The organism is Streptomyces sp. NPDC002851 (assembly GCF_053591935.1).
Genome location: NZ_JBSFUT010000013.1, coordinates 30,418 through 51,325 on the forward strand (window position 1 = coordinate 30,418; position 20,908 = coordinate 51,325).

Here is a 20,908-nt window from a genome sequence, read left to right on the forward strand (position 1 = left end):
GCGCGCGGCGCGGCTGCGCGACTGGGGCCACGCCTGCACCTCCGCCGACCGCGCCCCTCTTCCGGGTGCCCGGTCTCGTCGGCGAGAGCACCCGCCTGCGGCAGCGCGAACACCTGGACGCCATCCTGGCCACCCCCGGCGTCGACCTGTGCCCGGCCCCCGACGGCTGCGTGGTCTCCATCTCGTGGCCGGTCGACCGAGGTGGCTCGCGGGTGCCGGATGGGGCATTTATGGTGTCTTGATGAGGCTTGTACCTTGGTGGGCCGTGCTCTCGTCCGGGTGTGCGCCTGTGCTGTTGGTCGGGGGCTGGACGGTCGCGGCGATCATCGAGGGGCCCAGTTACGACCCGGCCGCGGAGACCATCAGCGTCATGGCGGCCGACGGAGCTGCCGCACGTTGGGTGTTGACCGGAGCGCTGGTCGCGCTGGGGGTCTGTCACCTCGTCACCGCTTGGGGACTGCGGGTGGCCGCGCTCGCCGGGAGGTGGGCGCTGGGCTGCGGCGGGGTGGCGGTGATCGGAATGGCGCTGTCGCCGGTTCCGAAGGGGAGCGGGGGCTCCCTGCTGCACGGTTGGGTGGTCGGGATCGGGTTCGCTCTCATGGCGTTGTGGCCGGTGCTGGCGTCCGATGGCGATGGGGCCGCACCGTGGGGGCTTCGGCCCGTGTTGTCGGTTGTCGTGTGTGTGCTCATAGGAGTCGGCGCGGCGTGGTTCCTGATCGAACTGCAGCGTGAGGGCGCCGCGGGTGTGGCCGAACGCATCCTGACGACCGCTCAGACGGTGTGGCCTTTTGTGGTGGTGGCCTCGTGCCTGGGTCACCGTCCTCGGACGCTCCCGCCCGTTGGCTCTGGGGCGGTTGACTGATTCGGTCCACGCGCCGGGCGTGGGCGGCCGTATTCTGCGATGGTGCCGATGTGATGGGGCTCGGCAGGGCGAAGGGGGAACGGTGGACAGCGAGTTGGCCGCGTCGGCGGCTACGGGGGCGGACCGGGCCTGAGGGACGGGGAGCGCGGCGATGCGGCGGGGGAAGGACGGGCCCGGGTGGCACGATCCGGAGCGTTCCGAGAGACGTAGCGCGACGCGAGCCGGGCAGGATACGCATCTGGAGATCTCCGGGGGAGAGTTCCACGGCCCGGTCGTCATGGCGAGGAGCGTGGGCAGCGTTCAGGTGCCGACGCGGCCCGCCACGGCGGACTATGTCTTCGCCGCGGTGGCAGGGGCCGTGCTCGTCGCGATCGGCGTGTTCCTCGGCATCGGCGGCGGCGCGCTCATCACCGGTGCGAAGGCGCGTACGGCGGTGGCCGTGGCCTGTGTGTGCCTGGCGCCGCCGCTGGTCGCGGCGTTGGTGTCGCGCCGCCGCCGGGAGCTGCGCAAGCTCCTCGTCCAGGTCCCCGGACCCGACCTGACCGATATCGCGAACCGGCTCGGCCACGTCCTGAAGCCGCAGTACAAACGCGAGGAGGAACTCGGCAGGATCGGCGACCCCATGCCCCTGACCGTCCGATGGACGCCCGCGGCCGCCGGACTCGGCGACCACGCGGCGAGCCTCGCGGCGGCGGAATCCGCCCGGACCGACGGAGCTGCTGCCGCGAGCCGCCCCATCAGCCTGGAAGGCGAATTCCACCGGGTCGTCGACCAGTACAAACGACTGCCACGAGGCCGCCTCGTGGTACTCGGCGCACCGGGAGCCGGAAAGTCCGTACTCGTCCTCCGGCTAGCGAAAGAGCTGCTCGCGAGCCGCAGAGAGACGGAACCCGTCCCGGTCGTACTGCCGCTCGCGTCCTGGAATCCGCGCACCCAGCCGCTCCTGTGGTGGTGGGCGGCGGGCGTCCTGGCCGAGGCGCACCCGGCCGTGCTGACCGTGCCCGACGTGCCACGCCGCGCCGTCGCCCACCAACTGATCACCTCGGGGCGGGTGCTGCCCACCCTGGACGGCTTCGACGAGCTCCCCGGCCGGGTCCGGGTGACCGCGCTACGGCAGCTGCGCGAGGGCCTCGGCGACGACGGCCGGCTCATCCTCACCAGTCGCAGCGCGGCCTACGCGGCCGCGGTCGAAGCGGGGGACGTACGGCTGCCCGGCATGGCCGCGGTCGAACTGCGCCAACTGGATCCCAGGGACGTACGCGCGTACCTGACCGCCTCCGCCCGCCCGCTCTCCGACGGCGACGGCGATGACGGCGTACGCACCAAATGGGACCCCGTCCTCGCCCGCATCGACGACAGCGCCGACACCACATCTGAAGTGCGCGCCGTGCGCGCGGTGTTGCGGACCCCGCTGATGGTGACCCTCGCGCGCGCCGTCTACAGCGACACCACCGCCGATCCCGCGGAGCTGCTGCCACCGGCCGGGTTCCGCACCCCGCGTGCACTGGAGCGGCACCTGCTCGGCGGTTACGTCGACGCCGCGTATGCGAGGGACGGCACGGCCGTTCCGGGCTCCGGGCAGCGGTGGGCCGCCCGCGAGGCGCGCCGCTGGCTCGGTGAACTCGCCCTGCGACAGGAGCAGACGGAACAGCCGGACATCGCCTGGTGGCACCTCGACCGGATGGTCCCGCGGCGTGCCCGGATGGTGCTGCCCCTGCTGCTGCCCGTGCTCTGGGCGGCCATGGTGTGGCTCGCGGCCGTGCCGCAGACGCTGTACGGACTGCGGCTGCCCGTACCCATGTGGCTGGTCGTGCTCGTCGGTGGCGCGGCGGCGGTCGTCGTGGACTGGTACGGCGTGGCGGAGCACGAACTCCCCTTGCCCCAGCGCCTGTTACGCCCGTCCCTGGACCTGGTCCGCAGCGGCCTGCGCCGCCCGGTCCTGCGCATCCTGCTCGTACTCGGCTGCCTGATCATCGCGGTTCTGTGGGCCCTGGCCGTGCTGTCCGGGGGCGGGTGGGAAGCGCCGGTGGCCTGGACGGCGGTGCTGCTCGTCGTGGGCCTGATCGGGCTGCGCAACGGCATACGGGTTCCGGCCGAGCCCGAGGATCACGGGCCCCAGGAGCTGCTGCGCGGCGACCGGCGCGCCGCGCTCCTCCTCGCGCCGGTCGCCCTGCCCGCCAGCCCCGTACCGCTGCGCCTCCAGAAGGCCGGACTGGCAACGGTGCTCGTCACCGTGGTGCTCTGGGGAACGCGGCAGGGCCAGGGCCTCATGTCCGGCGGCCGCTGGGTCGCCCTCGCCCTGCTCCTGCTCACCGGTGTCGCCGTGTGGAGCTGTACCGCCTCCGCCTGGGGGCGGTACTGCGGCGCGCGCCTGTGGCTGGCCGTCCGCGGCACGCTCCCCCTGCGGCTGACGGAGTTCCTTCAGGACGCACACCGCCGGGGCGTGCTGCGGCGGACCGGGGGCTCCTACCGGTTCCGGCACCTGGAGCTGCGGAACGAGCTCGCGGCCGAAGCGGCGGAGCGCAGGGCCCGGAAGCCCGGCGGGTCCGCAGGGTCCGGAGGTCCCGGAGAGGACGTGGCACCCCTCGACGAGGAAACCCTCCGCCCGCTCAGCCGCAGTGGCGCCCGGCAGGGGAAGGTGATCGTGGCAGGCGCATCGCTGCTTGCCCTGACCGCCGCGTTCACGTTGCTCGGCGGCGGCACGGCGGGCCTCCCGCCGGACGGCCCCATACGGACGCTGCCCCCGGCCTGCGAGCTCCTGGACGCACGGGAGTTGCGACCCGCGCTCCAGGACCCCGTCGCCGTACCGATGGAGGAGGCGAAGGGCAGCGACAGCGACGCCCCGCGCGCCGCACAGGGCCTGAACGCCTCATACCCCCGCCTCAAGGACAGGAGCACCTGCGCCTACGCGGAGCGGGCGCCGTTCAGACCCGCCACCACGGTCACCATCGGCGTGGGCTATATGCCCCCGACGGTGGAAGGGGACGGCACCGCGTCGGCAGACCGCTGGGTGCGGCAGACCTGGGGCGCGAGGAACATCACCGCGGTTCGGGGCCTCGGAGATGCGGGGACGGTGGCCGACGGTGAAATCGATGAAGCCGACCCTGTTGCCGTCCGGTTCGGCCATCAGTACACGGTCCCGATGGGTGTGGCCCGGGGTCGAGTCGGGAACGCCGTGGTCACCGTGGACATCAGCAGGAAGTTCACCCGGCCCGCGCAGCTGCGTGAGACCGCGCGGATCATCGCGGGCGACGTGCTCCGCAACGCCGGGCTCCTCGACCGGCCCTCACCGAAAGCACCCACGCTGAAGGAGCTGCCCCCGGTAGACCTGGCGAAGGAATCCCGCTTCGGCTTCTACCGCGCGAGCTCCCCGAAACGCCTTGAGGGCGCGGTGTGGCAGGGCCACGAGCGGTCGACCATCGTCGCATTGGAGCTGGACCCGTGGCTCTGGCTCGCCCTGCGCCTGCCACCCGGCGTGACGTGCGAGGGCGGTCCCCCGGAGGCGCACTATGACGACGAGGGAAGCTACCGGTGCACGGCCGAGACCCGGGACGGTCCGGTGACGGTGGGCCTGGTGGCGTACGAATGCGACAGGTGTCCGCCCGAGAAGAGCGATGCCTTCTACGCCCGCCGTCCGGGCCCGTACGTGGGCACGTGGCAACGCCACAACCGGTTCACGCTGTACCAGCTCGACGACACCGCGGACGGCGCTCGGCACACCTATCTGGCCCGCTCCCTGCGCACTTGGTGGCAGCTCTCCGACGAAGGCGAGAAGACCCCCTTCGACTACTACCTGTGGATGCGGGTGACCGCCCCCGAGGGGCAGGGCGAGACAGCCGAGAAGATCATGAACGACGCGTTCACACAGCAGCCCTTGAACGGACGCTGACGGGGCCACGGTGGTGCACAGCCAACGGTCTGACGGTCGTCATGGACGCTCGAACCGGGCTGCCAAATCCTCGGGGAGTGCATCCCGGTTCGCCCGGGTCACCACGACGAGGTCGATATCGCCGCGCCGCTTGAGGGCGTCGGTGAACGGGTCGCTCTTCGCGTGGACCGTGGCGACGATGTCGATACCGGACTCGAACAAGGTCCGTACCGTGTCCCGGAACGCGGTGCACTCCAGCTCCATACGCCCGAGCTCGTCGATCACCACGAGTTGCCCCGGAACCGGGTCCGCTGCCGCCGACCTGAGCGGCGGCAGTGCGAGCCGCTCCATGACGCCCAGGTCGACGCCGTACCGGCCCACCCTGGGTGGACCTGGGAAGTCGACATGGGCGAGCACGGCGCGCTGTCCGTCCTCCAGGGTTTCCAACGCGAAACCGGTGCGGGTGCCGCCCTGCCGGATCTCCTCCGTGGTGAAGCCGATGGCGCTGCGGGTGGGCAGAAGCGCGGTCAGTCGACGGACGACGGTCGTTTTGCCCGAGCCCGGGCGTCCTTCGAGGAGGATTCTCGTCGGCATGTGTGCTCCGTATCGGTCCGTCTTACGGTTCCCGGCACGCTGGTCCGCAGTGCTCGGCCGATCGGGTGCTCTGCTCGCCCGGACCGGTGCCGACCAGGCCGTTCCGGGTAGGGCCGCGCGCATGACGGCAATCGAGCTCAAGAGCCAGGCGTTCGACGACCGCGGGGCGATCCCGCGCCGCCACACGGGGGAGGGTGACGATGTCTCGCCACCCCTGACCTGGTCGGGAGTGCCGGACGGTACGTCGGAGCTGGTCCTGCTCTGCGAGGACCCGGATGCCCCGGGCGGGTCGTTCCTGCACTGGCTGGTCACCGGGATCGACCCGCGCAGTGCCGCCGCGGCGGAGGGAGAGCTGCCTCCCGGCGGCAAGGAGTGGCCCAACGGATTCGGCCGGATGGGCTGGAGCGGCCCCATGCCCCCGCCGGGACACGGGACGCACCGCTACTTCTTCCGCCTCTGGGCCGTGACGGAGCCGATTCCCCTGCACACCAAGCCGACCTGCGATGCGGTGCATCAAGCCGTGCAGGGGCGGGAGTTGGCGAGCGGCACGCTCGTGGGGACGTACCAACGCTGACTCGACGCATCGGCGCTGGACCACTCGCCGCCGGTCAGCCGGTGACCTCGCCGTTGCCCCCGTCGAAGACCAGGTCCGAACAGGAGAAGAAGTTCTCCTCGCTGTCCGAGCGGATCCACTGGATGAACAGCATGTGGCGGCCGGTACGTTCGGGCAGCTGCAGGTCCCAGTAGTAGTGCCCCTCCTCGGAGCCCGGGCCGCCCTGCTGCGGCGGGTCCTGGACGGTCTGCACGTGCTCCAGGTCCGACCAGCCCAGTGCCTGCTCCGGGTCGAAGCCCTCCTTGGTGACGTACACCTCGAACTTGCCCGGGTGGTGCGCCCAGTTGCTGTACTTCACCGCGACGGTGGCGCCGGACGTCACATGCGTGACCGGCCAGTCCATGCGGGCGGCGTTGTACGGAGAGAACTCGTACGGGCTGCGGTCGCCCGCGCTGCACAGCTTGCCGTCCTCGACATAACCCTCGCCGCGGCCACCCGCGTTGGGGTCGAGCACCGCGAACCAGTTGTAGAGCGGGGTGGTGCCTGCCGCCTGTACGGCCGCCTTGCAGGCGGGGTTGGTCGGCATCTGGGTGTCGGAGTTGGCGAGCAGGTCCTTGTAGCACAGGTAGGTGCGCGACCCGGGCAGCATGGCCACGCCGTGCGCGGCGGCCGTACTTGGGAAGGCCATGACGGCGGCGCCAGCGATGCCCATGGCACCGGCGACGGCGGCCACCCGCCTGGTGCGCGCCGCATTCCGCAGGCGGGTTCGTAATCGGACAGCCATGAGGCGGTGGGGAACATGCATGGAACGTCTCCTTCAGGGAGTCTCCGATGTCGCCGATGAACGGTTCACCTGTCGCCGATGAACGGCTCACTTCCTGGTCGGCGCCGCGCCGGTGATGGTTGCCGCGGGGGCCCCGCTTGCTTCTTGCCGTTCCGTCTTCCGCCTTGTTCACCGGGCGCCCTGACATCCGGGCCACAGTTGAAGTGGGACGAACTCGTCTGGAGCCGGGCACCGTCCCTGTCCGGCACCCGGGGCCCCGCACCCGGGGCACGTGTGTTCGCTTAATCTGGCTGTGTCGGGTGGTCCTGACCAGGGGGCCGTACCCGGAAGGCCACGGATGCGGCTGTACTCTGCGACGGGCTGGGGGACCGGTGCCGCCCCGGCACGCAGGCAGGGGCAGAACCGGCAGAAGCAGATGCAGGTGAGGTATGGAGACCAGGCTCGTGCCCGTCGCGTGCCCGCTACGACGCGCACCGCGAAACCGGGTGACGGGAGCAGCGGGCCACGGCCGGGGCTGCCCGGCGCCGAGGGTGAGGCGTCGTGGATAAGATCGCGCTCACGGCCGCCGGTCTCTACGTGATCATCCTGCTGCGGGCCGGAGGGACCTTCGCCGTCGGGTGGCTCGCGGGTGCCGGGATCAGGCGCAGCAGGTTCGCCGAGCGGATCTCCTCGGCCAAGATCCAGCGCGTGGAAGGCGCCATTCAGCGGTGGGGAGCGCCGGTGGTGGCCGTCTCCTTCCTGACCGTCGGTTTCCAGACCGCCGCCAACTTCCTCGCGGGCAGCATGCGCATGCCCCTCACGCGCTACCTCCCCGCACTGTTCGTGGGGGGAGCGGCCTGGGCGGCGATCTACGCGACCGCCGGGATCGGCGCACTGGAACTCCTGGGCAGGCTGTTCGCCACGCACGCGGTCCTCGGCGTGGCCGGGGTCCTGGTGCTCGTCCTCGCGGTGTGCGGGGTGGTGGTGTACCGGCGCAGGAAGGCTGCCTCGGCGACCCGGGGCCGATGAGCGCCCCGACCGCCGGTTCGAGGCTGGTCTGGATGCCGAAGACGCGGGGTGGCCCGCGGCGCAGCGCCTCGAGATGGAAGGTGTACGGCGGAGCGCCGGGGCGTAGCCGCAGGCCCCTGGCGTCACCCCTGGTATCACCCTGGCGTCACCCGAAGTCGTGGCCGATCGCGTCGAGCATCGTCGCCAGCTTGAACTCCGTCTCGGCGAATTCGGCGTGGGGGTCGGAATCGGTGACGATGCCCGCTCCGGCGTACAACCGCAGGCGGGTGGTGGTGAGTTCGGCGCAGCGTAGGGCGATGTCCCATTGACCGTCGCCGGATTGGTCCATCCACCCGACCAGGCCCGTGTAATAGCCGCGGGGTACGGGTTCCAGTTCGCGGATCAGGGCTTGTGCCGTGGTGGTCGGGGTGCCGCAGATGGCCGGGGTGGGGTGGAGGAGCAGGGCCAGGGCGAGGGCGTTGGGGGCGGGGTGGTGCAGGCGGGCGCGGATGGTGGTGGACAGGTGCCACAGGCGGCGGGTGCGGCGTAGGCCCGGTGACGCGGGGATGGAGAGGGTGCGGCACAACGGGGTGAGTCGGTCGCGCAACGCCTCGACTACGAAGCGGTGTTCCGTACGGTCTTTCCGCGAAGCGAGGAGGGTGGCCGCGCGGGCGCGATCCATGGCCGGGTCCGGGTGGCGAGGTGCGGTGCCGGCCAGTGGGTTGAGGGTGAGGCGGTCGCCGCGGCGGATCAGGAGGGTTTCGGGGGTGGCGCCGAAGAGCACCGGGGGTGGGGTGTCGGGGAGTCCGGGCAGGGTGGTGGCGAAGAGGTGGGTGTGGCTGTCCTGGCGCGCGAGGGTGGTCAGGAGGGTGCGGGCGACGGGGGTCGGCTCGGTTCCGTGGGGAACAGGGATGTTCAGGGTTCGGGCCAGGACGACCTTCTTGGCCACCCCGGCGCGGAGTTCGCGTACGGCTCGGGCGACGGCGGTCAGGTAGTTCTCCGGCGTCGGTTCCGGGCGTGGTGTGCCGAAGCGGGGGAGGGGCGCGGGGTTGAGCAGGTGTGGTGCCTCGTGCGGTGCGTGTGAGCGGCGCAGGGTCGTGAGGGTCAGGTGTGCGGGGGTGGTTTCCTCGTACGGCACGACGCCGGTCAGTGCGGTGCCGGGCGGGAGGTTGCGGAGGGCGTGGGCAGCGGTCTCGGGCAGGCGGGCGAACTGGCCCGGTCCGGGGTGGGTCGGCAGGGGATCGCCCCCTTCGGACCAGAGGACGCGGCCGGGTGTGGACAGGAGCCAGCCGGGAGACTCGGTCCCCACCGCGCGCACGTCCTTGATGCCCGTCGGATGCACCTGGCCTCCCGCGATGACTCCGCCGCCCCGCTACCGCCTGCGGTCCGTACGGCAGGGGTCACGGTTCATCATCACGCTAGGTCGATCACCTGGCGCGCGCATGTCTCCGCGTATCGGGCAATCGGTACCGGGCAATCGGTACCGGGCAATCCGTCCCGGGCAACCGTCCCAGGCGATCCGTACCGGACGATCCGTCGGCTTCCCCGGCCAGGTCTCCGCCGCGCGGCTTCGTGCCTCGGCACTCGGATGCCGTACTCCGAGCGACACCGCGCCGACCGCACGCGACGCTGATGCCGTATCCACCCCTCCCCAGTCCACCCCTCCCCAGTTCCCCCAGGCGAAGAGGCCATTCATGATCCACGTCAGCGAAACCATCGCCCTGCACACCGTCGAGGACTTCCTCACCGAAGAGGACCTCTCCCAACTCAACAAGATCGTCGACAACGAGTCCTGGCCCGAGGCCGACGCCGGGACTCTCACCCGGTACGTCCAGGCCCCCGACGCCGCACAGGCGATCCTGCGGCAGGCCGTCGAGCGGGCCCTGCCGTCCATCCGCCGCGTGATGCCGTCCATCGTCGACGCCGCACCTTGGCTCTACGCCGAGCTCAACCCGGGCGACAGCGTCCCCGTTCACGTCGACGGCATCCCGGACCCCGCCGTCGCCCCGCGACGCATCGGCCGGATCGGCGTGACGATCAGTGCTCCGGAAGCGGGCGGGGAGTTCTACCTCGCCACCACCTCGAGCCCGGAGCTGTGGACCGACACCCGGCTCGGCGAGGCCGACGGCTACACCCCCGGCACCCGCCTGACCCGCCGACTCCCGCACGAGGCGGTCCCCGACGCCGTGCCCCACCACTCCGGACCGACCTGGACCGACACCCTCCCCAAGACCCGCTGGACGGCCGACGACCGGCCGGGCGTCGCCCTCGTCTACGGCGCCCAGCTCATGCACGGCGTCACCCCCGTCGCGCGGGGCGTGCTGCGGAAGTTCGTCACGGACCTCCTTGACACCCCGGTTGACGCCCCGGCTCGCCTCACTGAGGGCTGATTTTCCCGTCGCGGATGAGGTACGCGTACGGATCCGAGTAGCCGATGGACGGCGTGATCAGGAGGCTGACGCGGATCGGTGCGGGCTCGGTGCTCGCCGTGGAGAACTCGCGCACGGCCCGGCTTCCGGTCAGCGGGTTCCAGAACCAGCCCTCGGCCGCGCCCACCCGCGTCCGGTCGGACTCCTTCCAGGCGCCACCCTCGTGCACCAGGACTTGCAACCGAACGGACGCCGTGTATGGGTCAGTTGAGGAACGCAGTGCGGTGAGCGTCACCTTGTAGTCCGTGCCGAGGGTGGCGCTAGCGATCTGCCGCGTGGTGGATCGCGGCTCCTGGTCACCCACGGCGCTCGCCGCAGGAACCGCGGTCAGTGCGAGTACCGCCGCACCGAGCGCCACCGTCCGTCTCCGCGTCATTCTGAGAGCCATTCTGACGGGCCCGAACACGGGTGCTGATGCCTTCTTGGACGTCATTTCGGCCTCCTCGCCGCTCCGTCCTCCCTGCACAGGGGAGACCCACGGCGGTGCGGGATGGTTGTGGCCCACCCCGCTCGGGTCCCGTCAGTCCTTTCGTTCGATCCACTCGCCGCCACCCAGCGGGTAGTCGTAGCCGGGGCGGCCGACGTTGGCACTGGTGCGGAACGGGGTGTCGTTGTTGTCGATGTGGACGGTGCCGTGGCGGTTGCCGCTGGACCAGTCCAGGGTGAGGTCCCAGCGGACGTCGTGCGCCGTGCTGTGCGCCGTGATGTAGAAGACCTCCGGGTCGGACTCGCTGACCTTGTACGGGAAGTCGCGCTGGCCGTTCTTGACGGTGACGGTGGGGCTGCCGTTGTCGAGGTCGATGTCGAACGACTTGGTCTCGACGCCGCCGCCGCAGCCGACGCCCATCGCGTAGTCGTTCCAGGCGAGCGGGGCGTTCTTGCTCACGACGCGTACGTGCAGTGCTTCCAGTACGACGGTGTCCTTCCCGGTGCCCTGGACGGTGAGCGCGACGCGCTGTTCGCCCGAGGAGACCGCGCCGTAGGCCGCGGCCCAGCGCGGGGCGTCCTGCTCGTTCGCGGGCGGTCCGACCTGTTCGGGTGCGCTGTCCACGAGGAAGTGCTGAGCGCACGGGTCGTCGTAGACGTATGGGCGCGTGGCGACGTTCAGCGGTACGGCGGTGCCGTTACCCGTGGGCTCGCCCCCGCCCTGCTTGCCGCCGTCCTTCCCGGCGCCCGGCGTGGCCTTGCCGGACTCGGCCGCGGAACCGGAGGCCGATGCGAATGGTTTGCCGCCCTTGCCACCCTTGCCGCCCTTGCCGGTCGGGGACGGGGCGGCGGAGTCCGATGACGACGGCCCCTTGGCGTCCGCCCCGGCGGTGGTGCCTGCTGCCGGGTGGTCGCCTGCTTCGCCCACGCCCCCACCGGACGGTGGATTCATGGCGAGCGCTACGGCTCCCAGTACGGCGGCGGCCGCCGTGGCGGAGGCGAACAGTGCGGTACGGCGGCGTCGTGACGGTGGCGCGAGCGGACGCGGTACGTCGACGGCAACCGGCTCCGACTCCGACTCCGGCTCCGGTTCTGGATCTGGATCTGGATCTGGATCTGATTCTGGTTGCGGGTGCGGGTCCAGGCCCGACGTTTCCAGGGGCCCCGGAGCGCCAGTCGCAGCAGCCGCCCCCGCCTGCTCCCCCCGACGCCCCCGAGCCGCATCCGCCAGGATCCAGCGGCGGTGCAGCTCCACCAGTTCCTCCGGCGTCGCCCGGCACAGCCGGGCCAGGCGCTCCGCCGGGGCGTACTCGTTCGGCACCGCGCTGCCGCTGCAGTAGCGGTGCAGCGTCGACGTGCTCATGTGCAGCCGCTTGGCCAGCGCCCCGTAGCTCAGCCCCGAACGGTCCTTGAGCTCGCGCAGCAGCGTCGCGAAGTCACTGTTTCCCCCGGCCCCTGTTGCCCCTGACACCCGTTCCTCCGTCCCCCCGTGTCCCAGTCACGCGTTCCAGGGGCACTGGCTCTCCCCTGGTCAGAGCCCGCTTCGGCGTTCCATCGTCCCCAACTCCCCGCCATACGTGGCGGTTGGGACGGATCACCCCACAAGCTCCAGTCATCCAAGCATCACCGCGAGCCGAACACCGAAGGGGCACATCCAGATGTCCGTCCACATGTCCAGAATCCGCACCTCCCGTACCCGTCTCGTCGGCGCCGCCGCGACCACCGTTCTCGCCGCGCTCTCGCTGACCGCGTGCGACGACGGAACGGGGGTCTCGGACGAGGGCGCCTCCTCGGCCACGTCGTCCTCGGCGAGCGATTCCGGGTCCAAGGCCCCCGCCTCCGGCAAGCCGGTCACCTGCGAGGGCTCCCACACCAAGACCGTCGCGGCGCCGCTCAACCGCCCCATCAACCACATGCTGCTCACCGTCACCAACACCGGCAGCAGGACCTGCCACCTCTACGGCTACCCGGCCGTCCGCTTCGGCGAGGCCCAGTCCGTGCCGCCGGTGATCGAGGACTCCAAGCCGCAGGCCGTCGTCACACTCGAGCCGGGCGAGTCCGGTTACGCCTCCATCGCCCTGTCCGGCGCCGACGGCAGCTCCAACGGCCGTACGGAGAAGTCCCTGACCGTCCTGTTCCACGGCCCCTCCGGCAACGAGAGCGTCGGCGCGGCCGCCCACCCGTCACTGCCCGCCAAGGGCGCGTACGTCGACGACTCGCTCCAGGTCACGTACTGGCAGCAGTCGATGAACGACGCCGTCGTCTGGTGACGCCGCTCTGAAGCCCGCCCGCCCGCGCGCCGTCGGCGTCCACCTCAACTCCGCCCAGCCACTGGCAGGCCGAGCGTGGCGAGGAAGGCGGTCGCCGCGGGTGCGCGGCCTACGCGGCTCCAGATGACGTATTCGACGCGGGTCGGCGCGTCCGTGACCTCGATGGTGGTGACGCCGGTGAGTTGGGGCACGTACGCGGAGGGGAGCATGGCGATGCCGAGGCCCTGCTCGACCAGTCGGTTCATGAGCACGTCTACGGTGGTCACTTCGAAGGCCACGTCGCGCGTGCGACCGGCGGCCGAGAAGGCCAGGTCGGATTGGGTGCGTCCGGCGGTCCCGGCCGGGAGGTCCACGAACACCTCGGACGAGAGCCGCTGAAGGTCGACCGCGGATTCGTCGGCGAGCGGATGGTCCGGCGCGACCACGGCGACGAGTCGGTCACGGGCGAGTTCGTGGGCGGCGACGCCTTGCGGTCGTGCGGTGGTCGGAAGGCCGAGGAACGCCACATCGATGGAGCCTTGCTTGACCTGTTCGACCAGGTCCTCGCTCGCGGCCACCCGCAGGCCGATGCGTACGTGCGGATACTCCTGCCGGAATTCCCGCAGCGCAGCCGGGATGTCGACCGCGGCGACCGTGGGGATCAGGCCCACGGCAAGGCGTCCCCGTACCTCCCCGACCGCCGCGGCGACCTCGGCGGCCGCGCGCTCGGCGGCGTCCACGCACTGGCGGGCGGCGGGCAGAAAGGCCGCGCCGGCCGGGGTCAGCCGCACCCTTCGGCTGGTGCGCTCGAAGAGTCGCGCTCCCAACTCCCGTTCCAGGCGCGCGATTTGGTGACTGAGTGCGGACTGGACGACCAGACAGCGTTCGGCGGCCCGGGTGAAGCTGTTCGTCTCGGCGACGGCGATGACGTAGCGCATCTGCTGGAGATCCACGGATCCATCTTGTATCGCGATCGATGAGGTGACAAACATGTGTTGGACTCATCGATCGCTGCGGCATGAGACTGGCGAGCATGACAAGTCCAGCGAAAGCCGCGAACACGACGAGTGCGATAGCGCCGGAGGGGGGTCCCGGCGGAACTCCCGGTGGAATTCCCGGTAGAACTCCCCGCGGAAATCTGCCCCGCACCCTCCTGACGGCGCTCCCTCCCATGGCCTGGGGTACGACCTATGTCGTCACCACCGAGCTGCTGCCGCAGGGGCACCCGCTGTTCGCGGGACTCGTCCGTGCTCTGCCCGCGGGCCTGATCGCGCTGGCGCTCACGCGGACGCTGCCGCGCGGCGCATGGTGGGGCAAGGCCGCCGTGCTCGGCGTGCTGAACATCGGGATGCTCTTCCCACTCCTGTTCATCGCGGCCGAGCGGCTGCCGGGAGGCGTCGCGGCCACCTTGGCCGCGGCCCAGCCGCTGCTCGTCGCCGTCCTGGCCGTGGGAGTCCTGCGCGAGCGGCTCTCCGGGTGGCGGCTCGCCTGGGGGGTGGTGGGTGTCGCGGGCGTCGGCCTGGTGGTGATCGGGCCGAGTGCCGCCTTCGACGTCGTCGGGATCGTGGCGGGCCTGGGGAGCGCGGCCTCGATGGCGCTCGGGGTGACGCTCACCAAGCGCTGGGGCCGTCCCGCCGAGGCCGGCCCCACCGCTTTCGCGGGCTGGCAACTCACCGCGGGCGGACTGTTCCTGCTGCCGCTCACCTTTCTCGCGGAGGGGCCGCCTCCGGCCATCGACCTGCCCGCCGCCCTCGGCTACCTCTGGCTGGGCCTGGTGGGCGGTCTGATCGCGTACGTCCTGTGGTTCCGGGGCCTCACGACGCTGCCCGTCGGCTCGGTCGCGGTACTCGTGCTGCTCTCGCCGCTGGTCGCCGCGGTGCTCGGTGCCGCCGTGCTCGGCCAGACCTTCGGTCCGGTCCAACTCGTGGGCTTCGGACTCGCACTGGCCGCGATCGTCGCGGGACAGCTTCCCGCACCCGCTCCCTCCCGCGTACGCCGTTGAAAGGACCTCACAGTGCCGAACGAGAGGAACGAGATGAACAAGACGAATAAGAAGAACGAGAAGAACCACAAGAACGGGGAGAACGAGAAGAACACGAAGACCATCCTGGTCACGGGCGCAACTGGCGCCCAGGGCAGCGCCGTTACCCGCAGGCTGCTCCACAACGGCTGGGCGGTACGCGCCCTCGTCCGCGACCCGGACAAGCACACGGCGAAGGACCTCAAGGCGCTCGGCGCGGAACTGCGCACAGGCAACCTCGACGACCCGGAGTCGCTGCGCGCGGCAGCGCATGGCGCGTACGGCGTCTTCAGCGTGCAGCCCGCCGACTTCACCCGCCCGGACCCCGGAGCCGAAGTACGGCAGGGCAAGAACGTCGCCGACGCGGCCAGAGCCGCGGGCGTCGCGCACCTGGTCTACAGCTCCGTCGGCGCCGCCCCACGTAAGTCCGGCGTCGCGCACTTCGAGACCAAGGCGGAGATCGAGGCGTACGTCGATACCGTCCGCGTGCCCGCGACGGTGCTGCGGCCGGTGTTCTTCATGGAGAACTGGTCCTCCATGGTGCCGGAGGCGCACAACGGTGTGCGGGTCAGCTCGGTCGCGCTGGACGCGGATACCTCGTTGCAGATGATCGCGCTGAGCGACATCGGCCGGATCGTCGCGGACGCGTTCGACAAACCGGCCGAGTTCATCGGCAAGAAGATCGAGATAGCCGGTGACGAGCTGACCGTGCGGCAGATCGCCGAGGCATTCACCAAGGCCGACGGCATCCCGACCCGCTTCGAGCGACAGCCGATCGACGAGCTGCGAGCCACGGCCGAGGAGGTGGCCACCATGTACGACTGGCTCAACGAGAAGGGGCACCAGGCCGACATCGCCGCGCTCCGCGAGCGGTACCCGGACCTGCTGACCTTCGAGGCGTGGCTGAACAAGAGCCGGTAGACCGCGGCCCTGGACCGCGGTCCCCGACCGCGACCCGGGACACCCGCCTACAGTCCACGGGACACCCGCCTACAGTCCGTACGTCTTGCCGATGATGTCCCGCTGGATCTCGCTCGTCCCGCCGTACACCGTGGATACGACCGTCGAGCGCAGCAGGGCCTCCATGCCGTACTCCGTGGCGTACCCGTAGCCGCCCATCATCTGCATGCCTTCCAGGGCCACGTGCTTGGCGAGCTCGGTGCACTTGAGTTTGGTCATGGAGGCCTCGCGGGCGAAGACCCGGTCGGGTTCGGCGTCGATCGCGGCCGCGGTGTCGTCCAACAGCAGCCGGGCGCACTCGAGTTCGGTGGCCATGTCCGCGATCCGGTGCTTGAGGGCCTGGAACGAGCCGATCGGACGGCCGAACTGCTCCCGCTGTCGTACGTACGTCAAGGTGTCGTCGAATGCGCGCCGGGCCACGCCCAGCATCAGTGCGGCGAGGATCATCCGCTCCAGGTTCAGACCGGCCATCAGCTGCGACCAGGCCTGGCCGGGCGTACCGACGACCGCCGCGTCCGGGACGAAACAGTCCGTGAAGTACAGGTCGTTGACCTCCCGGCCGCCCATCGTGTCGATGCCCCTGATCCGCAGGCCCTCCGCGTCGCCGGGAACCATGAACTGGGTGAGGCCCTGGTGTTTCGACTCCTCCTGCGACGTACGGGCGATGAGCAGGATGTGGTCGGCGAAGTGCGCGTTGGAGCACCAGGTCTTCTGGCCGTTGACCAGGTAGCCGCCATCGGTGCGCTCCGCGCGGCACGTCAGCGCGCCCACGTCCGAACCGGCACCCGGCTCGGACATCGAGATGGCCTCGACCCGGCCCTTGACCACACCCTCGAGGACGGTGCGCTTCTGCTCTTCGGTGCCGAACTTGTCGTACGCCGCCGCGGCGATGATCGTCGTACTGAAACCGCTGATCGGCGCGCGCCCGTACGCGGTCTCCTCCAGGAACAGGCAGAGGTCCGTCATGCCCTGGCCCGCGCCGCCGTACTCCTCGGGCAGAGCGATGCCCAGCCAGCCCAGTTCCGCCATCTTCTCGTAGAGCTTCTGGTTGTGCGGCTCCTGGCCGTGCGCGGTCAGCTTGTCCCGCTGCTCCTTGGTGCCGCACTCGCGGCGGCAGAAGTCGCCTATCGCCTTGACCAGGTCGCGGCGCTCGTCTGTCAGGACTCGGGGCATGAGGGCGCGTTCCTCCTTGATGCGGTGCCGGTAACGCTTCGCCTGTCTTGCTCGCCTCGCTTGTCTTGCTCGTCTTGCTCGTCTTGCTCGCCTTACGAGTCGTCGTCCCGTACGGCTGGAAAGACCGTGTTCACCAGGTGGAGCACCGTGCGCGTCAGCATCACGTGCAGGTCGCCGCGGCTGAGCGTGCCGCGCACCAGCCACTCCCGGGAGGCCGCCTTGAGCATGCTGCTGTGGGCGCGGATCATCGCCCGGAGCACCTGCCGTCCCTCGGTGACGTCGGTCATCATCGCGGCCTCGAGGACGCGGTCGGTCGCGATCTCGTCGGCCTCCAGCATGATCCGGTCGATCTCCGGATCGTTTCCGACGGCCTCGAGGCCGATCGCGGACAGCCACATCTCCCGGTTGCGCTCCACGACTTCGAGCCACCGGTCGACGCAGACCGACAGGCGCTCCTCGGGCGTGGTCGGGGGCAGCCGCTCCGAGACGGAGGCCGGAACCACCATCATCTGCCGCACCACTTCGAGGTAGAGCTGCCGCTTGCTGCCGAAGTAGTGGTTGATCAGCGCACGGGCCACCCCCGCCTCGGCCGCGATGTCCGAGGTGGACACCGCGGCGTAACCGCTCGCCCCGAAGAGTCGGCGTGCGACGCTGAGGATCTCGGCACGCCGGGCGTCCGGCTCCATCCTGCGTCGCTGTGCTGTCCGCCGCTGACCGGTCATCCCGTCATCCCTGCCTACGCGTACATCGACTCGATCGTCTCGGCGTGCAGTTCTGCGATGGCCTTCCGCCGCAGGCTCAGTTTCGGTGTCAGCTCCCCGGACTCCGGGGTCCAAGGTCCGGCAAGGACCCGGAACTTCTTCACCTGCTCCGCGCGCGAGAGCATCGCGTTGGCCTCCGTGACCGCCTTGTCGAGCGAGGCCAACACCTCGGGGTGGCGGGCCAGTTCGGCCAGGTCGGTGGCGGCGATGCCGTTCGCCCGCGCCCAGAGCGGGGCCGCCTCCTCGTCGAGTACGAGCAGTGCGGTGACGTACCGACGACGGTCGCCGATCGCGACGGCCTGGGCGACCAAGGGGTGTGCCCGCAGCGGGGATTCGATCTTCGTGGGGGCGATGTTCTTGCCCCCGTCGGTGATGATGAGCTCCTTCTTGCGGTCCGTGATGGCGACGATGCCCCGCTCGTCGATGGTGCCGACATCACCGGTGGCCAGCCAGCCCTCCGCGTCCGTCGCGGCCTCCACACCGCCGTCGGCGCGGAGGTATCCGGAGAACACCACGGGCCCGCGCACGAACAGCTCCCCGTCCGCACCGGCCCTGACCTCGATGCCCGGCCCCGGGTGTCCCACCGCGCCCAAGGCGAACACCTCGGGCGTACTGACCGTCGCCGCCCCGGCCGTCTCGCTCAGGCCCCACACTTCGAACACGGGCAGCCCCAAACCGGCCAGGAACTCCAGGACGGTCGTCGGGATCGGCGCCGCTCCGCTGAAGGCCCGGCTGCATGTGTCGAGCCCGACGGCGGCCCGGACCGGCCGCAGCACCCGCGCATCGAGTTCCTCGACACGTGCCGCGAGCTCTGCCGGAACGTCCTTGCCCGCGGACCGCAGGCGGAACGCCTCCAGCGCGGCCTCCTGCGCCTGGGCAAGGGCCGCGGCCTGCTCCCCGGGCAGCGTGCCGAGCTGCGCACGCAGCCCCGCGGCGAGCTTCTCCCACACCCGCGGGACCCCGAAGAACCCGTGCGGGCGGGCCGCGAGGAGCGTCGGCAGGAGCTGTGCCGGGTCCGGGCAGATCGTGACGTGGCCGATGTTGCAGATCGGCATATAGATCCCGAGCACCCGTTCCGCGATGTGCGCCATCGGCAGATACGCCACCGTCCGCGGATGCTCCGGGACGTTGACGAGGTGATCCTGCATCAGGCACTCGTGGATCACATTACGGTGGGAGAGCACCACGCCCTTGGGGTCGCCGGTGGTGCCCGAGGTGTAGACGACGGTCAGCGGCTGGTCAGGGGTGGCCGCGTCCGTGAGCGCCTCGAACTCGGCGTCAACGACGGTCTCGGTCTCGGTGTCCCCACCTGGGTAACTCCCGTCGGCATCCGCGTAGTTGACGAACCGCCCGTCCCCCTCCGGCACCACATCCGGATCCAGGACCACAACAGCCCGCAGCCGCGGCAGCTCATCCAGGACCGGCCGCCACCGCCGCATCTGCTCCTCGCCCTCCAGGACGAGGACGGTGGCCGCGCTGTGCCGGGCCACGAACCGTATCTGTTCGGTGCTCAACGTGTCGTACGTGCTGCACGGCAGGGCGCCGAGGTGGATCGCGGCCAGGTCGGCGATCCAGTGCTCCACCCGCTTGGACATCGCGATGAGCATCCGGTCGCCCCGGCCCAGGCCGAGCGCGGAGAGGCCGTGGGTGAGGGCGGCGACCTCGGTACGCAGCCGGGACCAGGACAGGGTCACCGCGTCCGGCCCGATGCCGGTGGTGAGCGCGGGGTGATCGGCGTAGTCCTGGGCGTTGCGGCGCAGTAAGCCGGTGATCGTGAGGCTCTCGGCGGACTGGTGCAGCTGCTCTGCTGCTGTGGCCACGGCGGGCTCCCTCCCTCGCGAACCGTGAGCGGCGCCACAGTGGACTCTTATTGGCGGAGTGTCAATAGGCCTTGCGGCCGCGCGGATACGTCAAGAGCCATTGCTGCCACGGGACTTGGCACGCCTGCCACCGCCTGCTATTGCTGGTACGCAGAATCGGCAAGCGTTTCTTCGTATCAGTTTGAGGAGAAGGAGCGAACCATGGACCGACCCAGCAGGCGCAAGGTGTTGAAGGCGGGCGGGGCGTTGGGCGCACTCGGTGCGCTGGGCGCCGCGATGCCCGCGCATGCGCAGAGCCCGCCGACGTGGACGTGGTCGCCCCAGGGTTCGGTGGCGGGCAGTGGCGCGGGCGCCGACCCGCGGTGGGTGTGGGACAAGGAAGCCGACCCACTGCTCGCCTCGCTGCTCGACCGGGGCGCCGTACCCGAGGTCAACCGGGCGCTGTGGGACTGGAATCGCAACGATCAGCCGCTGCCGCGTGAACTACCCGCGGATCTACGGGACTTCATGACGGAGGCCCGTCGGCTGCCGTCGTGGGCGGACCGCGACAAGCTGGAGGCCGCGGCCGAGTTCAACAAGTCCCGGGGGCTCTATCTCAATCTGCTCAACGGCGTGGGTGGCGGCATGCTCAGTACCGCCATTCCCCTGGAGGCCCGCTCGGTGTACTACTCCAAGGGCGGCGCCGACATGGAGGACCGGGTCGCCAAGACGAGCCTCCTGGGTTTCGCCGTCGGCTCGCTCAACGCGTACCGGCCCGACGGCGCCTGTGTGGTCAACGCGGTGAAGACCCGGCTTGTGCACGCGGCGGTACGGCATCTGCTGCCGCAGTCTCCGCACTGGAGCGGCGACATCCCGATCAGCCAGTACGACATGCTGGTCACCTGGCACACGCTGCCGACCTTCGCGATGCGCAAGATGCTCGAGTGGGACGTCCCCATCTCCACCGAGGAGTCGGCGGCGTATCTGCATCTGTGGCAGGTGACCGGGCACATGCTCGGCATCAGGGACGAGTACATCCCCGGCACCTGGGAGGCCGCCAACGCCCAGTCGGACGAGGTCCTTCCACCTGCGATGGGGCCGACGCGCGAGGGCGTCGAGCTCACCGACATCCTGCTCGGCCAGCTTGCCGAACAGACCAGTCCCGGCAGCATCAGCCGACCCATGTGCAACGCACTGGCCCGGTATCTGGTCGGCGACAAGGTGGCCGACTGGGACGGCATTCCGCGCGAGCCGGTCTGGGAACCGGCGGTCGCGACCGCCTGGCCGGCCCTGGTGAAGTTCCGCGAGGGCGTCATCGACAAGCCGCTGGTGCCCGAGGCCGCCTGGCTCCTCGACGAAGCGGCCCGGCAGTACATCTTGTTCTATCTGACCAAAGGCAAGGAGACTAAGATCGAGATCCCAACCATCAACCGTCCGGAGTGA

General features: G+C 70.6%; 18 protein-coding genes and 1 pseudogene. 10 read left to right on the forward strand and 9 right to left on the reverse strand.

The window, feature by feature from the left end; genetic code table 11:
- The first annotated feature begins 65 nt into the window (after window positions 1-65).
- The 3 genes from ACWD10_RS15890 to ACWD10_RS15900 all read left to right on the forward strand — a co-directional run bounded on the left by ACWD10_RS15890 (window position 66) and on the right by ACWD10_RS15900 (window position 4,751).
- Complete coding sequence (locus ACWD10_RS15890) at window positions 66-242, forward strand: hypothetical protein (RefSeq protein ID WP_451091157.1); 177 nt, start codon at window positions 66-68, stop codon at window positions 240-242.
- Entirely contained in the window at window positions 242-862 is a 621-nt protein-coding gene (locus ACWD10_RS15895) for a DUF998 domain-containing protein (RefSeq protein ID WP_451091159.1), read from the forward strand. The genes ACWD10_RS15890 and ACWD10_RS15895 overlap by 1 nt, the downstream gene beginning before the upstream one ends.
- A gap of 289 nt (window positions 863-1,151) precedes the next feature.
- Window positions 1,152-4,751 (forward strand): NACHT domain-containing protein, encoded by a 3,600-nt coding sequence (locus ACWD10_RS15900; RefSeq protein WP_451091161.1) that lies wholly within the window; start codon window positions 1,152-1,154, stop codon window positions 4,749-4,751.
- A gap of 39 nt (window positions 4,752-4,790) precedes the next feature.
- Here ACWD10_RS15900 and ACWD10_RS15905 read toward each other — a convergent pair whose 3' ends face one another.
- On the reverse strand, window positions 4,791-5,324 hold the full coding sequence (locus ACWD10_RS15905) for a nucleoside-triphosphatase (protein ID WP_451091163.1): 534 nt from the start codon (window positions 5,322-5,324) through the stop codon (window positions 4,791-4,793).
- 121 nt (window positions 5,325-5,445) lie between these two features.
- Between ACWD10_RS15905 and ACWD10_RS15910 the strand changes: the two genes are divergently transcribed.
- A complete protein-coding gene (locus ACWD10_RS15910; RefSeq protein ID WP_451091165.1) occupies window positions 5,446-5,898 on the forward strand; it encodes a YbhB/YbcL family Raf kinase inhibitor-like protein in 453 nt (150 codons plus the stop codon).
- Between the two features lie 37 nt (window positions 5,899-5,935).
- Here the strand turns inward: ACWD10_RS15910 and ACWD10_RS15915 are convergent.
- Window positions 5,936-6,661, reverse strand: a pseudogene (locus ACWD10_RS15915) (lytic polysaccharide monooxygenase auxiliary activity family 9 protein); the annotation flags it as partial.
- A gap of 540 nt (window positions 6,662-7,201) precedes the next feature.
- On the opposite strand from ACWD10_RS15915, the gene ACWD10_RS15920 reads away from it, so the two are divergent.
- A complete protein-coding gene (locus ACWD10_RS15920; RefSeq protein ID WP_451091167.1) occupies window positions 7,202-7,669 on the forward strand; it encodes a DedA family protein in 468 nt (155 codons plus the stop codon).
- A 145-nt stretch (window positions 7,670-7,814) separates the two neighbouring features.
- Here the strand turns inward: ACWD10_RS15920 and ACWD10_RS15925 are convergent, their stop codons facing one another.
- Window positions 7,815-8,990: an isochorismate synthase gene (locus tag ACWD10_RS15925; protein ID WP_451091169.1), complete on the reverse strand. Its 1,176-nt coding sequence runs from the start codon at window positions 8,988-8,990 to the stop codon at window positions 7,815-7,817.
- Between the two features lie 352 nt (window positions 8,991-9,342).
- On the opposite strand from ACWD10_RS15925, the gene ACWD10_RS15930 reads away from it, so the two are divergent.
- On the forward strand, window positions 9,343-10,038 hold the full coding sequence (locus tag ACWD10_RS15930) for a hypothetical protein (protein ID WP_451091171.1): 696 nt from the start codon (window positions 9,343-9,345) through the stop codon (window positions 10,036-10,038).
- Here the strand turns inward: ACWD10_RS15930 and ACWD10_RS15935 are convergent.
- Both ACWD10_RS15935 and ACWD10_RS15940 read right to left on the reverse strand, forming a co-directional pair.
- Window positions 10,025-10,453 (reverse strand): hypothetical protein, encoded by a 429-nt coding sequence (locus tag ACWD10_RS15935; protein ID WP_451091173.1) that lies wholly within the window; start codon window positions 10,451-10,453, stop codon window positions 10,025-10,027. The genes ACWD10_RS15930 and ACWD10_RS15935 overlap by 14 nt on opposite strands.
- A 144-nt stretch (window positions 10,454-10,597) precedes the next feature.
- On the reverse strand, window positions 10,598-11,974 hold the full coding sequence (locus tag ACWD10_RS15940; RefSeq protein WP_451091175.1) for a helix-turn-helix domain-containing protein: 1,377 nt from the start codon (window positions 11,972-11,974) through the stop codon (window positions 10,598-10,600).
- A 199-nt stretch (window positions 11,975-12,173) separates the two neighbouring features.
- On the opposite strand from ACWD10_RS15940, the gene ACWD10_RS15945 reads away from it, so the two are divergent.
- Complete coding sequence (locus ACWD10_RS15945; RefSeq protein ID WP_451091415.1) at window positions 12,174-12,773, forward strand: DUF4232 domain-containing protein; 600 nt, start codon at window positions 12,174-12,176, stop codon at window positions 12,771-12,773.
- Window positions 12,774-12,817: 44 nt separating this feature from the next.
- On the opposite strand, the gene ACWD10_RS15950 is transcribed toward ACWD10_RS15945, so the two are convergent.
- Window positions 12,818-13,705: a LysR family transcriptional regulator gene (locus tag ACWD10_RS15950; RefSeq protein WP_451091177.1), complete on the reverse strand. Its 888-nt coding sequence runs from the start codon at window positions 13,703-13,705 to the stop codon at window positions 12,818-12,820.
- A gap of 185 nt (window positions 13,706-13,890) precedes the next feature.
- Between ACWD10_RS15950 and ACWD10_RS15955 the strand changes: the two genes are divergently transcribed.
- Both ACWD10_RS15955 and ACWD10_RS15960 read left to right on the forward strand, forming a co-directional pair.
- On the forward strand, window positions 13,891-14,754 hold the full coding sequence (locus tag ACWD10_RS15955; protein ID WP_451091417.1) for an EamA family transporter: 864 nt from the start codon (window positions 13,891-13,893) through the stop codon (window positions 14,752-14,754).
- A 33-nt stretch (window positions 14,755-14,787) separates the two neighbouring features.
- Window positions 14,788-15,693, forward strand: a complete 906-nt coding sequence (locus tag ACWD10_RS15960) for an NmrA/HSCARG family protein (RefSeq protein WP_451091179.1) — start codon at window positions 14,788-14,790, stop codon at window positions 15,691-15,693.
- Window positions 15,694-15,762: 69 nt separating this feature from the next.
- On the opposite strand, the gene ACWD10_RS15965 is transcribed toward ACWD10_RS15960, so the two are convergent.
- The 3 genes from ACWD10_RS15965 to ACWD10_RS15975 form a co-directional block, all read right to left on the reverse strand.
- Window positions 15,763-16,905 carry an acyl-CoA dehydrogenase family protein gene (locus tag ACWD10_RS15965; protein WP_451091181.1) on the reverse strand — a complete coding sequence of 381 codons (1,143 nt, stop codon included), beginning with the start codon at window positions 16,903-16,905 and terminating at the stop codon, window positions 15,763-15,765.
- A gap of 92 nt (window positions 16,906-16,997) precedes the next feature.
- Entirely contained in the window at window positions 16,998-17,627 is a 630-nt protein-coding gene (locus ACWD10_RS15970; RefSeq protein WP_451091183.1) for a TetR/AcrR family transcriptional regulator, read from the reverse strand.
- Window positions 17,628-17,641: 14 nt separating this feature from the next.
- The gene (locus tag ACWD10_RS15975) at window positions 17,642-19,486 is read right to left on the reverse strand and encodes an AMP-dependent synthetase/ligase (RefSeq protein WP_451091185.1); all 1,845 of its coding nucleotides are present in this window, start codon (window positions 19,484-19,486) and stop codon (window positions 17,642-17,644) included.
- 201 nt (window positions 19,487-19,687) lie between these two features.
- On the opposite strand from ACWD10_RS15975, the gene ACWD10_RS15980 reads away from it, so the two are divergent.
- Complete coding sequence (locus ACWD10_RS15980) at window positions 19,688-20,908, forward strand: oxygenase MpaB family protein (protein WP_451091187.1); 1,221 nt, start codon at window positions 19,688-19,690, stop codon at window positions 20,906-20,908.

Bases quoted from the DNA above. Each gene is read 5' to 3' on its own strand.
- ACWD10_RS15895 (WP_451091159.1), top strand. From the start codon at position 242: ATGAGGCTTGTACCTTGGTGGGCCGTGCTCTCGTCCGGGTGTGCGCCT.
- ACWD10_RS15905 (WP_451091163.1), bottom strand. From the start codon at position 5,324: ATGCCGACGAGAATCCTCCTCGAAGGACGCCCGGGCTCGGGCAAAACG.
- ACWD10_RS15910 (WP_451091165.1), top strand. From the start codon at position 5,446: ATGACGGCAATCGAGCTCAAGAGCCAGGCGTTCGACGACCGCGGGGCG.
- ACWD10_RS15930 (WP_451091171.1), top strand. From the start codon at position 9,343: ATGATCCACGTCAGCGAAACCATCGCCCTGCACACCGTCGAGGACTTC.
- ACWD10_RS15935 (WP_451091173.1), bottom strand. From the start codon at position 10,453: ATGACGCGGAGACGGACGGTGGCGCTCGGTGCGGCGGTACTCGCACTG.
- ACWD10_RS15945 (WP_451091415.1), top strand. From the start codon at position 12,174: ATGTCCAGAATCCGCACCTCCCGTACCCGTCTCGTCGGCGCCGCCGCG.
- ACWD10_RS15960 (WP_451091179.1), top strand. From the start codon at position 14,788: ATGAACAAGACGAATAAGAAGAACGAGAAGAACCACAAGAACGGGGAG.
- ACWD10_RS15965 (WP_451091181.1), bottom strand. From the start codon at position 16,905: ATGCCCCGAGTCCTGACAGACGAGCGCCGCGACCTGGTCAAGGCGATA.
- ACWD10_RS15970 (WP_451091183.1), bottom strand. From the start codon at position 17,627: ATGACCGGTCAGCGGCGGACAGCACAGCGACGCAGGATGGAGCCGGAC.
- ACWD10_RS15980 (WP_451091187.1), top strand. From the start codon at position 19,688: ATGGACCGACCCAGCAGGCGCAAGGTGTTGAAGGCGGGCGGGGCGTTG.